At 50.1% G+C, this 20124-nt stretch carries 17 protein-coding genes; 10 read left to right on the top strand and 7 right to left on the bottom strand.

Annotated features, from left to right (window positions below; all coding sequences use genetic code 11):
- Positions 1–41: 41 nt before the first annotated feature.
- Positions 42–950, bottom strand: coding sequence for a LysR family transcriptional regulator (locus FQZ95_RS21455; protein ID WP_088542035.1), 909 nt, complete (start codon positions 948–950; stop codon positions 42–44).
- Between the two features lie 175 nt (positions 951–1125).
- On the opposite strand from FQZ95_RS21455, the gene abgA reads away from it, so the two are divergent.
- The 6 genes from abgA to uspE all read left to right on the top strand — a co-directional run bounded on the left by abgA (position 1126) and on the right by uspE (position 8019).
- Positions 1126–2436, top strand: a complete 1311-nt coding sequence (gene abgA / locus FQZ95_RS21450) for a p-aminobenzoyl-glutamate hydrolase subunit AbgA (protein ID WP_105288053.1) — start codon at positions 1126–1128, stop codon at positions 2434–2436.
- Positions 2436–3881 (top strand): p-aminobenzoyl-glutamate hydrolase subunit AbgB, encoded by a 1446-nt coding sequence (gene abgB / locus FQZ95_RS21445; protein ID WP_088542037.1) that lies wholly within the window; start codon positions 2436–2438, stop codon positions 3879–3881. Before abgA ends, abgB begins: the two co-directional genes overlap by 1 nt.
- A gap of 36 nt (positions 3882–3917) precedes the next feature.
- The gene (gene abgT, locus FQZ95_RS21440; protein WP_088542038.1) at positions 3918–5444 is read left to right on the top strand and encodes a p-aminobenzoyl-glutamate transporter; all 1527 of its coding nucleotides are present in this window, start codon (positions 3918–3920) and stop codon (positions 5442–5444) included.
- Between the two features lie 10 nt (positions 5445–5454).
- Entirely contained in the window at positions 5455–5970 is a 516-nt protein-coding gene (gene ogt, locus FQZ95_RS21435; protein ID WP_039020832.1) for a methylated-DNA--[protein]-cysteine S-methyltransferase, read from the top strand.
- A 194-nt stretch (positions 5971–6164) separates the two neighbouring features.
- Entirely contained in the window at positions 6165–6917 is a 753-nt protein-coding gene (gene fnr, locus FQZ95_RS21430) for a fumarate/nitrate reduction transcriptional regulator Fnr (RefSeq protein ID WP_000611911.1), read from the top strand.
- Between the two features lie 151 nt (positions 6918–7068).
- Positions 7069–8019, top strand: coding sequence for a universal stress protein UspE (uspE, locus tag FQZ95_RS21425; RefSeq protein ID WP_001262123.1), 951 nt, complete (start codon positions 7069–7071; stop codon positions 8017–8019).
- Between the two features lie 49 nt (positions 8020–8068).
- Here uspE and FQZ95_RS21420 read toward each other — a convergent pair whose 3' ends face one another.
- Complete coding sequence (locus FQZ95_RS21420) at positions 8069–8326, bottom strand: DUF2534 family protein (RefSeq protein WP_000605090.1); 258 nt, start codon at positions 8324–8326, stop codon at positions 8069–8071.
- 243 nt (positions 8327–8569) lie between these two features.
- Between FQZ95_RS21420 and ynaI the strand changes: the two genes are divergently transcribed.
- On the top strand, positions 8570–9601 hold the full coding sequence (ynaI, locus tag FQZ95_RS21415) for a low conductance mechanosensitive channel YnaI (protein ID WP_000559893.1): 1032 nt from the start codon (positions 8570–8572) through the stop codon (positions 9599–9601).
- 45 nt (positions 9602–9646) lie between these two features.
- On the opposite strand, the gene mppA is transcribed toward ynaI, so the two are convergent.
- A complete protein-coding gene (gene mppA / locus FQZ95_RS21410) occupies positions 9647–11260 on the bottom strand; it encodes a murein tripeptide ABC transporter substrate-binding protein MppA (RefSeq protein WP_000683032.1) in 1614 nt (537 codons plus the stop codon).
- 182 nt (positions 11261–11442) lie between these two features.
- Here mppA and mpaA point away from each other — a divergent pair, with 182 nt between their 5' ends.
- Positions 11443–12171, top strand: a complete 729-nt coding sequence (mpaA, locus tag FQZ95_RS21405; RefSeq protein WP_032184042.1) for a murein tripeptide amidase MpaA — start codon at positions 11443–11445, stop codon at positions 12169–12171.
- Here the strand turns inward: mpaA and ycjG are convergent.
- Positions 12146–13111: an L-Ala-D/L-Glu epimerase gene (gene ycjG, locus FQZ95_RS21400; RefSeq protein WP_032184041.1), complete on the bottom strand. Its 966-nt coding sequence runs from the start codon at positions 13109–13111 to the stop codon at positions 12146–12148. The two genes, mpaA and ycjG, sit on opposite strands and share 26 nt — an antisense overlap.
- A gap of 118 nt (positions 13112–13229) precedes the next feature.
- Between ycjG and tpx the strand changes: the two genes are divergently transcribed.
- Positions 13230–13733, top strand: coding sequence for a thiol peroxidase (tpx, locus tag FQZ95_RS21395; RefSeq protein ID WP_032184040.1), 504 nt, complete (start codon positions 13230–13232; stop codon positions 13731–13733).
- A 154-nt stretch (positions 13734–13887) separates the two neighbouring features.
- A complete protein-coding gene (locus FQZ95_RS21390; RefSeq protein WP_032184039.1) occupies positions 13888–15930 on the top strand; it encodes a hypothetical protein in 2043 nt (680 codons plus the stop codon).
- A gap of 37 nt (positions 15931–15967) precedes the next feature.
- Here FQZ95_RS21390 and tyrR read toward each other — a convergent pair whose 3' ends face one another.
- From tyrR to FQZ95_RS21375, 3 genes are all read right to left on the bottom strand, one after another.
- Positions 15968–17509, bottom strand: a complete 1542-nt coding sequence (gene tyrR / locus FQZ95_RS21385; RefSeq protein ID WP_032184038.1) for a transcriptional regulator TyrR — start codon at positions 17507–17509, stop codon at positions 15968–15970.
- Between the two features lie 147 nt (positions 17510–17656).
- The gene (locus FQZ95_RS21380; protein ID WP_000138728.1) at positions 17657–18718 is read right to left on the bottom strand and encodes a YcjF family protein; all 1062 of its coding nucleotides are present in this window, start codon (positions 18716–18718) and stop codon (positions 17657–17659) included.
- Entirely contained in the window at positions 18715–20112 is a 1398-nt protein-coding gene (locus FQZ95_RS21375; RefSeq protein ID WP_000825801.1) for a YcjX family protein, read from the bottom strand. Before FQZ95_RS21375 ends, FQZ95_RS21380 begins: the two co-directional genes overlap by 4 nt.
- Between the last annotated feature and the right edge of the window lie 12 nt (positions 20113–20124).

The raw sequence follows: 20124 nt of genomic DNA, 5'->3' as shown, positions 1-20124 counted from the left end.
AGTCTGGCGGATGTCGACAGACTCTATTTTTTTATGCAGTTTTAACTTTGCAGATAGCCGCTTTCTCGCCGAAATTGCGTGATTAATGACGCGGTCAGTGGTGTCTGGCGACTATCACGCCGCTGAATCAAATAATAGGCCGCTTTCGGTAAAATTTCGCTAACCGGCAACATCACCAGCCCCTGTCCGTGCAAGGGATCGCAGCCCATTTCTTCAGGTAGTATGCTGAGAAAATCGCTTTTTGCCACCAGACTGATACAGGCTGAAAACGTCTCGCAGACTACGCCGACCTGTGGCGTTTGCGCCTGATCGTCAAGCAATTCACTCAACTGTTTGTAGTAGCTGCCGTGTGGCGTCGGCATTGTCCAGCTGTAGTCCAGTAACTGTTTGATCGAACGGGCACCAATGGCGGGATGTCCTGGGCGGCAAAAGATCGCGAATTGCTTTTCCAGTAATTTCTCAAAAGTAAATTCGTGGTCGTAGGGTCCCTGATAATAGGTATTGATGGTGAAATCCAGTTCTCCCTGGCGCAATTCATTAATCATCGACACCAGTTGCCCTTCCATAATGCGTACTTTTACCTGCGGATGCTGCTGATGAAAACGAGATATGACAGCTGGCATCAGACTGCGGGAAATACTGGCCCCCATGCCGATATTAATTTGCCCTGCCAGTTGCCCTTGTCGTTGGCGAATATCCTCTTGCGCTGCGCGCAGCTCTTCAAGAATAAGACTGGCGTGCTGATAAAAACTTTCACCGGCATCAGTTAACGTCACGCCTTTACTACGGCGAAAAAAGAGTTGCGCCGCTAACCCTTCTTCCAGCTCCTGAATAGATTTACTCAGTGCCGGTTGCGACATATTCAACATTCGGCTCGCTCCGCGAATGCTGCCCTGACGAGCCACTTCAACAAAAGCCCGAATTTGATGAATTTTTACCTGAAAAGCCATGACGCCACCGATAACCGTTATTTATCAGACCAAAGAAACTGGCATCTACTTTAATGCAGATGATTGTGTCAGGGTAATTTATGAACGGTTAAAACTGTGAAAAATCAGTTAGTGATAAGTAAAAACTATCACTACGTGAACCGGGTCACATTTTTTACTGATGACGGGAAAGGTTATGGAGTCTTTGAATCAATTTGTTAATTCGCTTGCCCCAAGATTATCGCACTGGCGACGTGATTTTCATCGCTATGCAGAGTCTGGCTGGGTGGAATTCCGCACAGCCACCCTTGTTGCAGAAGAATTGCACCAGCTCGGCTATTCACTGGCGCTGGGCCGCGAAGTCGTTAATGAAAGTAGTCGGATGGGACTACCTGATGAATTCACTCTACAGCGCGAATTCGAGCGCGCTCTTCAACAAGGTGCGTTAGCACAATGGATTGCGGCTTTTGAAGGTGGTTTCACTGGCATCGTCGCCACCCTGGATACCGGTCGCCCCGGTCCGGTGATGGCTTTCCGTGTCGATATGGACGCGCTGGATCTCAGTGAAGAACGGGATGTCAGCCATCGCCCCTACCGCGACGGTTTTGCGTCATGTAACGCCGGAATGATGCATGCCTGTGGTCATGATGGACATACCGCTATTGGGCTTGGGCTGGCGCACACCCTTAAACAGTTCGAGTCCGGACTACATGGCATCATCAAACTGATTTTTCAGCCTGCAGAGGAAGGTACGCGTGGCGCGCGGGCGATGGTCGATGCAGGTGTAGTGGATGATGTTGATTATTTTACTGCCGTGCACATTGGCACTGGCGTACCTGCGGGCACCGTGGTGTGCGGCAGTGATAATTTTATGGCAACAACCAAATTTGACGCGTACTTCACCGGGACCGCCGCTCACGCAGGCGCAAAACCAGAAGATGGTCACAATGCCTTGTTGGCGGCAGCACAAGCAACTCTTGCACTGCATGCAATCGCCCCGCACAGCGAAGGCGCTTCCAGAGTAAACGTGGGCGTTATGCAGGCAGGAAGCGGTCGTAATGTGGTTCCCGCCTCAGCGTTGCTGAAAGTGGAAACACGCGGGGCCAGCGACGTCATTAATCAATATGTTTTTGACCGTGCACAACAAGCGATTCAGGGCGCAGCAGCCATGTATGGTGTCGGCGTTGAAACTCGGCTGATGGGTGCAGCTACCGCCAGTTCTCCTTCGCCGCAATGGGTCGCATGGTTACAAAGCCAGGCGGCTCAGGTCGCGGGGGTCAATCAGGCCATTGAACGTGTTGAAGCGCCTGCGGGTTCCGAAGATGCCACATTAATGATGGCCCGCGTGCAGCGACATCAAGGGCAAGCCTCCTACATGGTATTTGGCACACAGCTGGCGGCAGGTCATCACAACGAAAAATTCGATTTTGACGAGCAGGTTCTCGCTATTGCCGTCGAAACGCTGGCGCGCACCGCGCTCAATTTTCCCTGGACGCGAGGTATCTGATGCAGGAAATCTATCGTTTTATCGACGATGCGATTGAAGCCGATCGCCAACGTTATACCGATATTGCTGATCAAATCTGGGATCATCCAGAAACACGTTTTGAAGAGTTCTGGTCAGCGGAACATCTGGCTTCGGCGCTGGAATCTGCAGGCTTCACCGTGACTCGCAACGTAGGCAATATCCCAAATGCCTTTATTGCTTCGTTTGGTCAAGACAAACCGGTTATCGCCTTGCTGGGGGAATATGACGCCCTGGCAGGTTTAAGTCAGCAAGCAGGTTGCGCGCAGCCTACATCCACGACGCCCGGTGAAAATGGTCACGGTTGCGGACACAATTTGCTCGGAACCGCCGCCTTTGCCGCAGCAATAGCCGTCAAGAAATGGCTGGAACAATATGGGCAAGGCGGCACGGTGCGCTTTTATGGTTGTCCTGGCGAAGAAGGCGGCTCGGGTAAAACGTTCATGGTCCGCGAGGGGGTATTTGATGATGTGGATGCGGCACTCACCTGGCACCCGGAAGCCTTTGCCGGTATGTTCAATACCCGCACGCTGGCAAATATTCAAGCATCATGGCGCTTTAAAGGGATCGCAGCACATGCTGCAAATTCCCCTCATTTGGGACGCAGCGCCCTTGATGCCGTAACGTTGATGACCACTGGCACCAACTTCCTCAACGAACATATTATTGAAAAAGCGCGCGTACACTATGCCATCACAGAGAGCGGCGGGATCTCGCCCAACGTGGTCCAGGCGCAGGCAGAAGTGCTTTATCTTATCCGCGCCCCCGAAATGACCGACGTGCAGCATATTTATGATCGGGTAGCCAAAATCGCCGAAGGTGCGGCATTGATGACCGAAACCACGGTTGAATGCCGCTTCGACAAAGCCTGTTCCAGTTATCTCCCTAATCGCACCTTAGAAAAGGCCATGTACCAGGCTCTGTCCCATTTTGGAACCCCTGAATGGAAATCCGAAGAACTGGCTTTTGCGAAACAAATTCAGGCTACGCTCACCCCCAACGATCGGCAAAACAGTCTGAATAATATCGCCGCAACCGGTGGAGAAAACGGCAAGGCTTTTGCAATACGTCATCGTGAAACGGTACTGGCGAATGAAGTCGCTCCATATGCCGCCACCGATAACGTGCTTGCGGCATCGACTGATGTCGGCGACGTCAGTTGGAAACTGCCTGTTGCCCAGTGTTTCAGCCCCTGTTTCGCCGTCGGTACACCGCTACATACGTGGCAACTGGTTAGCCAGGGGCGAACGTCTATTGCTCATAAAGGAATGCTGCTGGCGGCGAAAACTATGGCAGCAACCACACTCAATCTCTTCACTGTTTCAGGGCTATTGCAAGAATGCCAACAAGAGCATCAGCAAGTTACGGACACGCAACCGTATCACTGCCCTATTCCGAAAAACGTGACACCGTCACCTTTAAAATAACAACAACAACGCAAACACAACAATCGAGGAATGCCCATGAGTATGTCATCCATACCGTCGTCCTCCCAATCCGGGAAGCTCTATGGCTGGGTCGAAAGAATTGGTAACAAGGTTCCCCATCCTTTTTTGCTCTTTATCTATTTGATTATCGTACTCATGGTGACGACGGCAATTTTGTCGGCCTTTGGCGTCAGTGCGAAAAACCCGACCGATGGTACGCCAGTGGTCGTGAAAAACCTGCTCAGTGTGGAAGGATTACACTGGTTTTTACCCAATGTTATTAAAAACTTTAGCGGTTTTGCTCCACTTGGCGCGATCCTGGCGCTGGTTTTAGGTGCCGGTCTGGCGGAGCGCGTCGGCTTACTGCCAGCGTTGATGGTTAAAATGGCATCGCATGTGAATGCTCGCTACGCCAGTTATATGGTGCTGTTTATTGCTTTTTTCAGCCACATTTCTTCCGATGCGGCGTTAGTGATCATGCCACCGATGGGTGCGCTGATTTTTCTGGCGGTGGGCAGGCATCCAGTTGCAGGCTTACTGGCCGCCATTGCAGGCGTAGGTTGCGGCTTTACGGCTAATTTACTGATTGTCACAACCGACGTGTTGCTGTCGGGGATCAGCACGGAGGCTGCGGCTGCGTTCAATCCGCAAATGCACGTCAGTGTAATTGATAACTGGTATTTTATGGCCAGCTCCGTAGTCGTACTGACGATTGTTGGCGGCCTGATAACCGACAAAATCATTGAGCCGCGGTTAGGTCAATGGCAGGGAAATTGCGATGAGAAACTGCAAACCTTGACCGAAAGTCAGCGTTTTGGTTTACGCATATCAGGTGTCGTATCGCTACTTTTTATTGCCGCAATTGCGCTGATGGTGATCCCGGAAAATGGGATATTGCGCGATCCGATTAATCACACCGTGATGCCATCCCCCTTTATTAAAGGTATCGTGCCACTGATCATTCTCTTTTTCTTTGTGGTTTCGCTGGCTTATGGCATCGCTACCCGCACAATTCGACGTCAGGCGGATTTACCGCATTTAATGATTGAACCGATGAAAGAGATGGCGGGATTTATCGTGATGGTTTTTCCCCTGGCCCAGTTTGTCGCCATGTTTAACTGGAGCAACATGGGGAAATTCATCGCGGTGGGGCTGACCGATATACTCGAAAGTTCAGGGCTTAGCGGCATCCCGGCGTTTGTCGGTCTGGCGTTGCTTTCCTCTTTCTTATGCATGTTTATCGCCAGCGGTTCCGCAATCTGGTCGATTCTGGCCCCCATTTTCGTACCAATGTTTATGCTACTTGGCTTTCACCCGGCATTTGCGCAAATCCTCTTTCGTATTGCCGACTCATCCGTATTGCCTTTAGCGCCGGTATCTCCTTTTGTTCCACTGTTTCTTGGATTCCTGCAACGCTACAAACCTGACGCGAAACTGGGTACTTACTATTCGTTAGTTTTGCCCTATCCACTTTTCTTTTTGGTGGTATGGCTGCTGATGTTGCTGGCGTGGTATCTTGTCGGTCTGCCGATAGGTCCGGGGATTTACCCTCGTTTGTCTTAAGAGAGAACGGATGCTGAGATTACTTGAAGAAAAAATTGCCACGCCACTAGGTCCACTGTGGGTGATTTGCGATGAGCAATTTCACTTGCGGGCGGTTGAATGGGAAGAGTACAGCGAACGCATGGTGCAGCTGCTGGACATCCATTACCGCAAAGAAGGCTATGAGCGCATTTCTGCCACCAACCCAGGTGGTTTAAGCGACAAGCTTCGTGAATATTTTGCCGGTAATCTTAGCATTATTGATACGCTTCCCACTGCCACGGGGGGGACGCCATTTCAGCGCGAAGTCTGGAAAACATTACGCACAATCCCCTGCGGGCAGGTAATGCATTACGGCCAACTGGCTGAACAATTGGGCCGCCCCGGCGCGGCGCGTGCCGTAGGTGCGGCAAATGGATCGAATCCCATCAGCATTGTTGTGCCTTGTCATCGGGTCATTGGCAGAAACGGTACCATGACCGGATATGCAGGCGGAGTTCAGCGAAAAGAGTGGTTATTACGCCACGAAGGTTATCTTTTGCTGTAAACATTAAACAATTTGTGCCAGCTTGTTCACACTTTTATGTAAAGTTACCCTTAATAACTTAAGGGTTTTCAAATAGATAGACATATATTTACATCTAATATCGGAATTCTCTGCTGTTAAGGTTTGCTTAGACTTACTTGCTCCCTAAAAAGATGTTAAAATTGACAAATATCAATTACGGCTTGAGCAGACCTATGATCCCGGAAAAGCGAATTATACGGCGCATTCAGTCTGGCGGTTGTGCTATCCATTGCCAGGATTGCAGCATCAGCCAGCTTTGCATCCCGTTCACACTCAACGAACATGAGCTTGATCAGCTTGATAATATCATTGAGCGAAAGAAGCCTATTCAGAAAGGCCAGACGCTGTTTAAGGCTGGTGATGAACTTAAATCGCTTTATGCCATCCGCTCCGGTACGATTAAAAGTTATACCATTACTGAGCAAGGCGACGAGCAAATCACTGGTTTCCATTTAGCTGGTGACCTGGTGGGATTTGATGCAATCGGCAGCGGTCATCACCCGAGCTTCGCGCAGGCGCTGGAAACCTCGATGGTATGTGAAATTCCGTTCGAAACGCTGGACGATTTGTCCGGTAAAATGCCGAATCTGCGTCAGCAGATGATGCGTCTGATGAGCGGTGAAATCAAAGGCGATCAGGACATGATCCTGCTGTTGTCGAAGAAAAATGCCGAGGAGCGTCTGGCTGCATTCATCTACAACCTGTCCCGTCGTTTTGCCCAACGCGGCTTCTCCCCTCGTGAATTCCGCCTGACGATGACTCGTGGCGATATCGGTAACTATCTGGGCCTGACGGTAGAAACCATCAGCCGTCTGCTGGGTCGCTTCCAGAAAAGCGGCATGCTTGCAGTCAAAGGTAAATACATCACCATCGAAAATAACGATGCGCTGGCCCAGCTTGCTGGTCACACGCGTAACGTTGCCTGATTCTTCCGCATAACTCACTATCCTTCTGTCATATCATTAAATTTTTCTGATTTATTGATCTGACAGAAGGTTCATCACTGTTTCATTCACCAGATATGGGTTAATCTTTTAATTACAAACTGCGTTGACAGTTGTTGTAAGGAGACCCTGTATGGCTATGTATCAGAACATGCTCGTTGTTATCGATCCCAACCAGGACGACCAACCAGCATTGCGGCGAGCTGTTTATTTACATCAACGGATTGGTGGCAAAATTAAAGCCTTTTTGCCGATCTATGACTTCTCATACGAAATGACCACCCTGCTCTCCCCGGACGAACGTACCGCTATGCGTCAGGGCGTCATCAGCCAGCGAACAGCCTGGATCCACGAGCAGGCAAAATATTATCTCAATGCTGGCGTTCCCATTGAAATTAAAGTGGTCTGGCATAACCGTCCATTCGAAGCCATCATTCAGGAAGTGATCAGCGGCGGACACGATTTGGTGCTAAAAATGGCGCACCAACATGACCGTCTGGAAGCGGTGATTTTTACGCCAACGGACTGGCATCTGTTACGCAAATGCCCAAGCCCGGTGTGGATGGTGAAAGACCAGCCGTGGCCGGAAGGGGGTAAGGCGCTGGTGGCGGTGAATCTCGCCAGTGAAGAGCCGTACCATAATGCGCTCAATGAAAAACTGGTTAAAGAGACGATCGAACTGGCGGAACAAGTTAATCATACCGAAGTTCATCTGGTAGGCGCTTATCCGGTAACGCCAATTAATATCGCGATTGAACTGCCGGAATTTGACCCGAGCGTTTATAACGATGCCATTCGTGGGCAACATTTGCTGGCTATGAAAGCCCTGCGGCAGAAATTCGGCATTAATGAAAACATGACGCACGTAGAAAAAGGTCTACCAGAAGAGGTGATTCCTGATTTGGCGGAGCACTTACAGGCGGGGATTGTGGTTCTGGGCACGGTCGGACGCACCGGTATTTCAGCAGCATTCCTTGGCAACACGGCGGAACAGGTGATTGATCATCTTCGCTGCGACCTGCTGGTCATTAAACCTGACCAGTATCAGACACCCGTTGAACTGGATGACGAAGAAGACGATTAACGACTCTTCAATAACTGACAAGGCCCGAGTTAACGGGCCTATTTTTTACTTACTGCTCTTCGCCGCCAAGGAAATAAATTCCCAACGGGATTGCCAGCAACACAGTAAAGACCAGGCTATAAACAAAAATCATTGATGACTGAATCACATACATTGATGTCGTCCACTCAGACAGCGGAATATTGTACTGTTCTATCACGCCGCCGATGGTCGCGCGAGTCACAACCGACGCCGCAATAATGAAAACCGCCAACAAACCAAAGAGAAATTTCTTCCCTTTCGCTGACTTCAGTTTCGCCATGATCATGATGTAATCCTTGTGCAGACAAATTTCTTGTTACCTAACCGTAACAATACCATGACATTTCACCGTTGTCTGCTCTGAAAACCTCACCTCTTAGCTGGATTTACAATCAACGCATTGATTAGTTAGCTAATGTTGCTACTTCCTTCCCTGACTATTGATGATCTGAATGAATTGTCGCGGTAAAATATCCCCGCCAGGGGTTTCCGGCATGACGACAATTATCTGGAGGAGCCTGATAAAACAATGATCGCTGAACTGTTTACAAATAATGCGCTTAATCTGGTCATTATTTTCGGTAGCTGCGCAGCATTGATTCTGATGAGCTTTTGGTTTCGCCGCGGAAATCGTAAAAGAAAAGGATTTTTATTCCATGCGGTGCAATTTTTAATCTACACCATAATTATCAGTGCTGTTGGTAGCATCATTAATTATGTTATAGAAAACTATAAACTCAAATTTATCACCCCAGGCGTTATCGATTTTATCTGTACGTCCCTGATTGCGGTTATTCTGACGATTAAACTATTTCTGCTGATAAATCAGTTTGAAAAACAGCAGATTAAAAAAGGTCGCGATATCACCAGTGCGCGGATTATGTCGCGTATTATCAAAATCACCATTATTGTGGTACTTGTTTTGCTTTATGGCGAACATTTCGGTATGAGCCTTTCTGGCTTGCTGACCTTTGGTGGTATTGGTGGTCTGGCTGTCGGTATGGCCGGTAAAGATATTTTGAGTAACTTCTTTTCCGGGATTATGCTCTATTTCGACCGTCCTTTTAGTATTGGCGACTGGATCCGTTCACCGGACAGAAATATCGAAGGTACAGTAGCGGAAATTGGCTGGCGAATTACCAAAATTACGACCTTTGATAATCGTCCGTTATACGTCCCGAACTCGCTGTTTTCGTCTATCAGCGTAGAAAACCCAGGACGAATGACCAACCGACGTATTACCACGACAATCGGTTTACGTTATGAGGATGCGGCAAAAGTGGGAGCCATTGTCGAAGCCGTACGTGAGATGCTTAAAAATCACCCAGCCATCGACCAGCGACAAACCTTACTGGTTTATTTCAACCAGTTTGCTGACTCGTCATTGAATATTATGGTTTATTGCTTTACCAAAACCACAGTATGGGCTGAATGGCTTGCCGCCCAGCAGGATGTTTATTTGAAGATTATCGATATTGTACAGTCACACGGCGCGGATTTCGCGTTCCCAAGCCAGACGCTGTATATGGATAACATTACACCACCAGACCAGGGTCGTTAATTCAGACATCACTGGCGTTACCCACAAGGGTAACGCCAGTTCACATCAATGTTTCACAATATACATAGTCCGGCTATACGCCACATCTTCCGGGTTATTAATGGGATAACCTTTCAGCCACGGCTTGATTAATCGTCCATTGGTATATTGATAAATTGGTGCAATCGGTGCTTGCTCCATGAGGATTTTTTCTGCCGCGTTGTAATCGGCATTACGCGCTTTAACGGTATTTTCCGTCGATGCCTGGGCCAAAACTTTGTCGTAGGCCGGGTTGTTAAAGCGTGAAATGTTGCCTGAATGCGTTGACGTTAATAATGTCAGGAAGGTGGAGGGTTCATTATAATCCCCCACCCACGAGGCGCGGATAACATCAAAATTACCTGTATTACGACTATCGATATAGGTTTTCCACTCCTGATTTTGCAGTTTGACATCTACACCAAGGTTCTTTTTCCACATCGATGCCACAGCAATCGCAATTTTTTGATGGTTTTCTGAAGTATTATACAAAAGCGTCAGCTTCAGCGGTTTTTGCGGACCATAACCGGCTGCGCTCAACAAAGTTTTTGCCTGCGCATTCAGTTCTTCCTGACTCATTTGTTCAAACGGCGAAGGTTCCGGCGTGAATCCGGCAGTAACATCTGGCGTAAAATGCCACGCTGGTTTTTCGCCCGTCCCCAACACTTTTTCAGTCATCAGGCGGCGATCTATCGTCATACTTAATGCCAGACGAACACGCTGATCTGCCGTCGGCCCTTTTTGCGTGTTAAACGCATAATAATAGGTCCCGAGCTGCGGCGGTGTATAAACCTGCCCCGGAATATCCTTCAACAGCTTCTGATACATATTTTTGGGGAAGGATTCGGTGATATCAATATCCCCCGCGAGATAACGCTTAGTGGCTGCGGATTCCTGATTAATTGGCAGGAAGGTCACTTTTTGCAACACCGTTTTGGCGTTATCCCAATAATGGGTATTTGGCACCACGACCAGTTTTTCATTGACTACACGCTCTTTAAGAACATAAGCGCCATTGCCGACCAGATTTCCGGGTTTCGTCCACTCTTTCCCGCTTTCTACGTTAGCTTTTTGCACCGGGAAGAAGGCAAAATTGGCTGTTAAATTCACAAACCACGGCAACGGTTTATCAAGCTGGATTTTCAAAGTACGGGCATCAACCGCGGTGACGCCTAGCTGATCAGGCGTAGCTTTACCATCAATAATCGCCTGTGCGTTGTTGATTCCCGCCAGCGCGGCAAACCAGGCAAACGGCGACAACGTTTTTGGGTCAACCAGACGTTGCCAGCTGTAGACAAAATCCTGTGCCGTTACCGGTGTGCCATCCGCCCATTTTGCGTTATCACGCAGGGTGAAAGTCCAGATACGGTTGTCATTACTTTTCCACTGAGTCGCAACGCCGGGGACAATCTCCCCTTTCTCGTTCTGATTCACCAGTCCTTCAAAAAGATCGCGAATGACCTGAATCTCTGGCAGACCCACGGCTTTAGCGGGATCCAGCGACGCAGGCTCATCTTTAATATGGCGCACCAGCTCCTGCTTCTCTGCCAGTACTGTGCCGCTCGGAACTTCTGCAGCATACGATAGGGAAATGCTGCTGACCAACAGCGCACAACACGTGACTGAAACAGAGTGCTTCATAAGTTACCCTCAAACCTGCGTTAATAATCATGCGTAATTATTTGTTTCGCCTTAAAGAAATGCAAACAACTTCCGGCAAAAAAGTGATACAAGATCGATAACATAGCGTTGAAGAAAAGGATTTGATAATCCGCAAAATTTGCACAACACTGCCTGTAATACTTCCTGAACCAGAGACGATCATGACCGTAACTCGCCCACGCGCCGAACGCGGCGCATTTCCGCCCGGTACAGAACATTACGGACGTTCATTATTGGGCGCGCCTTTGATCTGGTTTCCGGCCCCAGCCGCCAGTCACGAAAGTGGTTTGATTCTGGCTGGCACCCACGGTGATGAAAACTCTTCGGTCGTGACCCTCTCCTGTGCTCTGCGGACATTGACACCTTCTTTGCGCCGCCATCATGTGGTGCTGTGTGTGAATCCTGACGGCTGCCAGTTAGGGTTACGGGCCAATGCTAATGGCGTGGATTTAAATAGAAACTTTCCGGCAGCAAACTGGAAGGAAGGTGAAACGGTTTATCGCTGGAACAGCGCCGCTGAAGAACGTGATGTCGTTTTACTGACAGGTGACAAACCTGGCTCCGAACCTGAAACTCAGGCGCTGTGCCAGCTTATACATCGCATTCAACCTGCCTGGGTGGTCTCATTCCACGATCCACTGGCCTGTATTGAAGACCCCAGACACAGCGAATTAGGTGAATGGCTGGCCCAGGCGTTTGAATTGCCACTGGTCACCAGCGTCGGTTATGAAACGCCTGGCTCTTTCGGCAGTTGGTGTGCGGATCTCAACCTGCATTGCATCACCGCAGAGTTTCCGCCCATCTCCTCCGACGAAGCCAGCGAAAAATATCTCTTTGCGATGGCAAACTTGCTGCGCTGGCATCCTAAAGATGCAATTCGCCCGTTGTGAACTGAAGCGCCGGTTCCACATCTACCGCCAGCCAGGTCGGTCCGTCAAGATCGGCGAAACTGACCTGCGGCACCAGCGGTAAAGCGGCGCTAATGGCACGAGAGGTACACAACATGCAGCCCAGCATCAGACTAAAACCTTGTGCACGTGCTTCAGTCGCCAGCGCCAGCGCTTCCGTCAGGCCACCCGTTTTATCGAGCTTAATGTTAACCATCTCATAGCGCCCTTTCAGCGCCTTCAGATTGCTACGAGTATGACAACTTTCATCTGCACAAATCGGTAACGGATGAATAAAATTCTCCAGTGCCGCATCGTCCTGCGCAGGAAGCGGTTGTTCAAGCATCGCAACGCCTAAATCCGCCAATAGCTGGCAACGCGCCGCCAACCCTTCTGCACGCCAGGATTCATTTGCATCAACGATCAGCGTCGCATCGGGCACAGCTGTGCGAATTGCCACCATCCGCTCACTGATAAGATGGTTATCCAGCTTCACTTTCAGTAATTTCGCACCTGCCTGCCAGAGTGTTGATGCACTATTGGCCATCTGATCAGGCGTACCGATGACTACCGTCTGGGCAGTGGTGACTGTCTCGGGAAGCGTTATGCCGATCAAATCAGCCAGCGATTGCTGCTGTTTTCGCGCCGCCAGATCCCACAATGCACAATCCAGCGCATTACGTGCTGCGCCGGCAGGGAGAATTTTTTGCAACTCCTCCCGTGTCAGCCCTTTCTCTAATTGCGGCACGACGCTCATAATTTGCGCCATTACCGAGGCATCACTTTCTCCATAACGCGGATACGGCGTGCATTCACCGGTGCCTTTAATACCTTCTTCTTCCAGTTCAACCACCACCACGCGCGCTTCACTACGACTTCCCCGAGCAATCACAAACGGGGTATGTAAGGGCCAGGCTTCCTCAAATACCTTAACGGTTCTCATCTTTACTCCTTGTTGTCGCGGTGGTCTGCGGATTAAGCGCAAATAGCGTTTGCTGTGTTATTGACAGTTAGCATAAACTAGGTGTGACGTTAACTATATGTAAACAGGAAAGATAATCATGTCACAAACCGTTCATTTCCAGGGCAACCCGGTTACAGTCGCCAATTCCATCCCGCTGGCGGGTAGCAAAGCGCAGACTTTTACTCTCGTGGCAAAAGATCTGTCTGACGTCACCCTCGGTCAGTTTGCGGGTAAACGCAAAGTGCTGAACATTTTCCCGAGTATTGATACCGGTGTTTGCGCCGCATCAGTACGTAAGTTTAACCAACTGGCAACCGAGATCGACAACACCGTTGTGCTGTGTATCTCTGCCGATCTGCCGTTCGCCCAGTCTCGTTTCTGCGGCGCAGAAGGTCTGAACAACGTTATCACCCTCTCCACTTTCCGTAACGCTGAATTCCTGCAAGCCTACGGTGTGGCAATTGCTGATGGCCCACTGAAAGGTCTGGCAGCGCGTGCCGTTGTGGTTATTGATGAAAATGACAATGTGATTTTCAGCCAGCTGGTGGATGAAATCACCACCGAGCCGGATTACGAAGCAGCTCTGGCTGTACTGCGCTAAACAACTGTGCCGTTCACTGAATCACCACCGGTGAACGGCAGTTTTTTGATCTACCAGTCCCATTATTTTCCAGAGTTCCTGCCACTATTCCCCCTAACCGTTGTGCATTAAGATTGCTCTTTGCCATTATTGGCCCAGCGGAGTGATGACTATTATGGATGATAAACAAATTACGGTCTGGCTTAAACACAATTGCTGTTCAACGGACATTCCTGCCATTGCCGAGGCACTAACGAACCATGCAGAATGGCTTTTAGAGCTAGCGCCAGATCCTATTGAACAAGGTAGTTCATGTTTACCGCCGGCAGCTGCAGCCGGTATTTTTCTTGGCGCAGCGGCGATGGTTCACTGCGGCGAGGCTAGTGGTGCAGAAACCTGGCTCGAAGCAGCCATTACTGATTACCATTTCTTTAATCCAAATGGATATAGTTCATGGAGAGGCAGTACGCCTGTTTTTACAGCATTATCGCGTTACCCGGCATTAAGAATGGTGTTATTTAACGCCGCTTGCGCAATGGAAGACTGGAATAAAGCATCCGCTGTTCTTGAATCGCTTTTCCATGCCAGCGATGTCCCGGAAGATAACCCTGTCGCCCCAAATTTTACCCCTTATGCGCTGAAAGCGTTTATCGCGGATTACCACCCGTTAGGGCCTGCTTATTATGATGAAACTTGGTTGCTGGCAAAACAAGCGTGGTTAATTAATGCGGGCGTTCTGGATGAGCGAACCTGTAATACCTGGAAGCAATATACCCGCCATTTGCGCCATTTGATCCACAATGCACAGTTTTCCGATGCGATCTCTTTTGTACGCAGTAAAAAAGAACCATTAAATCATATCCATACCTACTCAGACTTTTATCTCTATGCGATTGGTTTATTTTCGTCTACTGATCAGCTAAGTGAAGCGCTAACCTGGGTAAAACAATTAATCCGCAACAATGATGGTCATTTCCATGATCTTTTCGTTTCAACTGGCGCAAAGCGCCGCATAAAGCCTGAACTTAGTACCTTGCTGAATAATCTCTTGCACAGCGCAGAGTTTCAGGCGTTGCAGGATAAATTTCTCACCGTCGGACATGATGTTGTGCATTCTGGTCCCTTCATGTCACTTTATGAAAAGGTTCTTGGCGGTAAGTCCCGAAAGCGCTGCGCGATTAGTCGAAAATTAATCTCGCCCGGCGAAGCGGTTTATGAATATCGTCAGCTGGATAGTGTGGAATATATTGCAGCGAAAGCGGCCTTTCAGACATCTGAGCTAAATAATATCGCTCACCGGCATCATAATGATAGTTATCAGTGGCATGAATTTGCCGCCCAATGGCCTCGTCGGGGTTCACTTTCTCACCCAGATATTGCCCGTTATTTGTTTGAGCGCCAGGAAGGAAAATGCTTTGATGCCGCAGAGTTTATACAACTGATTGCGGAACCGTTTGTCTTTCCGATGCGTTTCATATGGGTTGCCGGGTTGTCCTTTGAATTACATCAGTATCCGGATGCCTATTTCGTAAATGACAATATGGCGGGTGAATTTGTTAATCTCTGCTGGATAGCTATGAAATGCGGACATGCTGGCGACATTTTCAAACAACTGGCCCACGAGCCGCATGACGTTGCTGACCCTATTTACGCCATGCTCGCCACGTTTGACCGCGCTGATTGCCGTAGCGCCGCCGCCGCGCACTTTGGACAACCGGAACTACCGGAAATAATGGCACTGGCTTTCAGTTCGAGGTTATCGCTGGACAGCGTCCTTACCATCGCTGAGTTTGGTAAAAATCAGCCGCGATTTTCACATGCGCTAGCAACGGCCCTCCTGCGTTACAACCTGCACATCTACTCAAACTATATGCCGCAGGTTAACTGGTTCCTTCAGGGGCTGGAACACTATGCTTTGGCAAAAGGCGGTCAACTTTTAAATTTCTTTGTGCATATTCCAGAACAAATTCCCGTTCTGGCGACCATGCTGGAACATGGCGTATTAGTGCGTGGGATCGGTGAAGGTGCCTATGATGGTTATGATAATTCAGCAAATTCATTTCATCATGCCGCCGTGATGCACTGCCTCACGCACGCGCCGGAAAAAGTCCGCTACTGGATGGAAACACCCTGGATTCAGAACTATTTAGTGAATGCGCCGCTGCGTCAAACGGCGCGCCATGTGGAAGCCTGGCATAAAAAGTTTGGCATCAAATGAACGTTGCCGCTGCGCCTGAACGGCGCAGCCAGCACAATCACTCTTCGCTTTTCTTCTGGTTTAAGCCATATTCCCGCAACTTATTGGCAATCGCGGTATGCGAAACGCCGAGACGTTTTGCCAGTTTGCGCGTGCTGGGATAATTGCGATAAAGCTGGGTTAATACCGAGCGTTCAAAACGGCTGGTGATTTCGTCCAGCGAACCTTCCATCGCATCTTCACCCACGGCTACCGTTGCGGCGTCATAATCCGGCAACAAAATATCCTGGGGACGAAGTTCATAACCGTCCAGTTGTGTCAGTGCGCGATAGATAGCGTTCTTTAACTGGCGCACATTCCCCGGCCACGCATAACGCGTAAGTACAGTATTCAGGTCAGCGGCCAGTTTCGGACGCGGCACGCCCTGCTCGTCGGCAAAGCGGGCGACGAACAGCTCGGTTAACGGCATGATGTCCTGCGGACAGTCACGTAGCGGCGGCAGATTGAGCGTCAACACGTTCAGACGATAATAGAGATCTTCACGGAACACGCCTTTTTGCACCAGTTCGACCAAATTCTTCTGCGTAGCGCAAATAACCCTTACATCGACATGCACTTCATGATCTTCACCAACTCGACGGAAAGTACCATCATTAAGGAAACGCAGTAATTTCGCCTGCATCCTTGGCGACATCTCGCCTATCTCATCTAACAGCACCGAACCACCGTTCGCCTGCTCAAAGAACCCTTTTTTACCTTCCGGAGCATGACCAAACAGTTCACTCTCGACCGCATCTTCCGGTATAGACGCGCAGTTCAGCGCCAGGTAAGGTTTGCCCGCTCGTGGGCTTGCCTGATGGCAGGCGTAGGCAAAGAGATCTTTACCTGTACCGGTGTCACCCGTAATCAGCAACGGCGCGCTTAGCATCGCTAGTTTCTGCGCCTGTTCGACAACATGCTTCATTTTCGGGCTGACGGCGACAATTTGACTGAAGGCACTGACGTCCTGTGCAGCGACATTCTGCAACTGACGGCCCATACGAATCGTCGAGCGCAACATCACCACCGCACCGGTCAGAACGTGTTGATCATTTTCATCCTGAAGATAAACAGGCGTAATCTCCATCAGGAAATTCTGCCCATTAATAACGACATGCTCGTTATGCGAGTCTTGCGGTTCGCTTTCCAGCCAGCGTAAAAAATTAAAGCCGTTAATTAATTGCGCGGCGGTATGGTTGCGCAGGCGATCCAATTTTTGCCCAAAAAGCTGACAGCTCGCCGGGTTCGCCATATCCACTTTGCTTTTCATATCAACAGAAAGCACAGGCTCAGGCAACGCCTCCAGTAACGCGCTCAACGCCAGATGCTCACGTTCGGAAGGCATCCACGGAACAGTGCGCACATCGGTAACACCTGCAATACGGCGTATTTCGGCCATCAGACTGCTGAAACTTTCAAATTCCAGTTCGGCAAAATTGAGGTAGATTCGCCCAATGGGGTCAATCTCAATACCGCGTAAATCAATGCCTCTCAGCACCAGTAGATCGAGTAATTCGCGGGTCAGACCAAGTCGGTCTTCACAAAAGACTTCCAGACGCATGGGAACCTTCACCTGAAAAAAGAACAATTAATATGATGATATGACACTATTTGGATAGCAGGAAGGTTTCTGTCAACAATCATTGACACAAAGACGGAAAAACGGGCACTTCGGCGTAAAGATATCCGGTCAGCACCCGATATTGCATTATTTTTCGCTGGGCGTTTTGCCTTTTTGCAGCGTCTCTTTCACCTGACCGATAAGCTGACGACGGAAATCCCCGAGGCGAGGTTTGTCATCGTCAATCCACGGCAGCGGGCGGCAAAGCTCCATAGCTTTAATCCCCAGTCGTGCCGTCAGAAGTCCAGCACCAATCCCCTGAGCTGCCCGGGTAGACAAACGCGCAGCGAGATCTTGCGACATCCAGTCCATCCCCACTTCGCGCACCAATTCGCTGGCTCCGGCAAAAGCGATATTCAGCAATACCAGCTTAAACAGGCGCAAACGGCTGTAATATCCCAGTTCAATGCCATACAGCGTGGCGATGCGATTGATCAAACGCAGATTGCGCCAGGCGATAAATGCCATATCCACCAGCGCCAGCGGGCTAACGGCGATCATTAACGTTGATTCCGCCGCTGAGCGACTGATTTCGCGCCGCGCCTGGGCATCTAAAACCGGCTGGACCAGATGAGCATACAGGCTGACCACTTCACGATCGTTCTGCGTTTCATGGATTGAGGCATACCAGCGTTGCAGTGCCGGATGCGACTGGTCGATGCCCGCCTGCTGCGCCAGTTTTTCGCAGAATGCACGGCCTTTACCCGTGCCGTGACTGTGCAACAAATCGCGCGCTTCGTCGCGTTCATGGGCGCGCTGTCGCAAGCGCCATAAGCGCCGCCACTCTGTTACCACTGAACCTACGCCAGCGCCGATAATCAATGCCCCAGCGGCACATCCACCCAGCGCTACCCAATCCTGAGTTTGCCAGGCATTCATCGTCCACTGCACGCCCTGCCCGACAACGCTTGCACCAAACAGAGCCAACCCGCCCATCACCATTTTGCGCCACAGGCTGCGTTTCGGACGTAACGCTGCGTCCATCACCGCTTCAACTTGCCCCTCTTCTTCCTGCGCTTCGTCGAGCGTGGCCGGGGCAAAATTTTGCGCCTGATTTTCGTCAAAGGTCTGCTGCGCCCTGAATTTTGGATTCTGATCGACCTCCAGTGGACCGTCGAAATCAATACGTGGTTTTAACGGTTCGGTCATCGCAATTTATCTCCTATTAAAAATTCCAGCGCAGCATCAAGACGAATATGCGGCAGCGGTTTGTCGACATCCATCACCTGCGGACGAAACGCCTCAAACTGGAAGCCTTGCTTATCCCAGAACGCCTGACCAGGCAAACGTGCGGGAACTTCGCCAGGATAAACAGTGAGCGGTGCACCATCACTGAGTCGATTACCGCGCAGCGCCGGGATTTTCTCACCGTTAACATCAATAATGCCGCTGGTGGTCGCCTGAACTGACGCCAGCCCCAGGCAGTCCATACTGATCCCTTCGAACGCCGCATTTTGCCAGGCATCCTGAATCAGTTGTTGCAGTAATGAAACCATATTGGCGTGCTGATCGATGGTCACATGGTCTGCTTTAGTGGCAGCAAACAATAGCTTATCGATAACCGGCGAAAACAAACGCCGGAACAGGGTTCGCTGCCCGTAGTGGAAACTTTGCATCAGCTGCGTCAGCGCCAGACGCATATCATTAAATGCCTGTGGCCCACTGTTGAGCGGTTGCAGGCAGTCCACCAGCACAATCTGCCGATCAAAACGCAGGAAGTGATTTTTATAGAACCCCTTCACCACTTTCTCGCAGTAATAATTAAATCGTTCGCGCAGCATTCCGGCATTGGTGTGCTTGTCGGCCTGTGCAAGTTTTGATTCGCCCCAGGCATCGACATCGGGCCACGGGAAGAATTGCAGCGCGGGCGCACCTGCCATATCGCCCGGCAAGACAAAACGTCCAGGCTGAATAAAGTGCAGCCCCTGCTGTTTGCAGTGGTGGAGATAATCGGTCCATGCGGCAGCAATGTCTGCAAGACGGTTTTCGTCGGCAGGTGCTAGTGGGTCCAGCCCTTCGCACATCATTCGCCATTTTGCCGACCATTCGCCGCGCTGACCATTGAGTAAGCCCGTCATCTGGCGCGACCAGCTTAAATAGTCCTGCGCCAACATCGGCAAGTCGAGTAACCATTCGCCAGGATAATCCACTATCTCCAGATACAACGTGGAAGTGTCTTTGAAGTGACGCAACAGCGAATCGTTCGATTTATAGCGTAGCGCCAGGCGAATCTCACTGACGCCGCGTGTTGGGGTCGGCCAGGCGGGAGGATCGCCATATAACTGCGCCAGCCCTTCATCGTAGGTGAAGCGTGGAATGCCAAAGTCACGCTGGGGAATGCGTTTTACGCCCAGCAGGCGCTCTTCACGCACCGCACTTAATAGCGGCAAGCGTGCTCCGGCATGAATATTGAGCAACTGATTGACCATCGCAGTGATAAACGCGGTTTTGCCGCTGCGGCTAAGTCCGGTTACAGCGAGGCGCAGATGTCTGTCGACACCCCGATTCACCAGCGCATTAAGTTCATTTTTAAGTCGCTTCATTGCTGTCCTGTG

It is taken from the genome of Escherichia sp. HH41S (assembly GCF_009820115.1).
In the GTDB taxonomy this organism is placed as follows: domain Bacteria; phylum Pseudomonadota; class Gammaproteobacteria; order Enterobacterales; family Enterobacteriaceae; genus Escherichia; species Escherichia coli_F.
The sequence above is the reverse complement of the archived record's forward strand: the minus strand, read 5'-3'. Positions and strand labels throughout refer to the sequence as shown.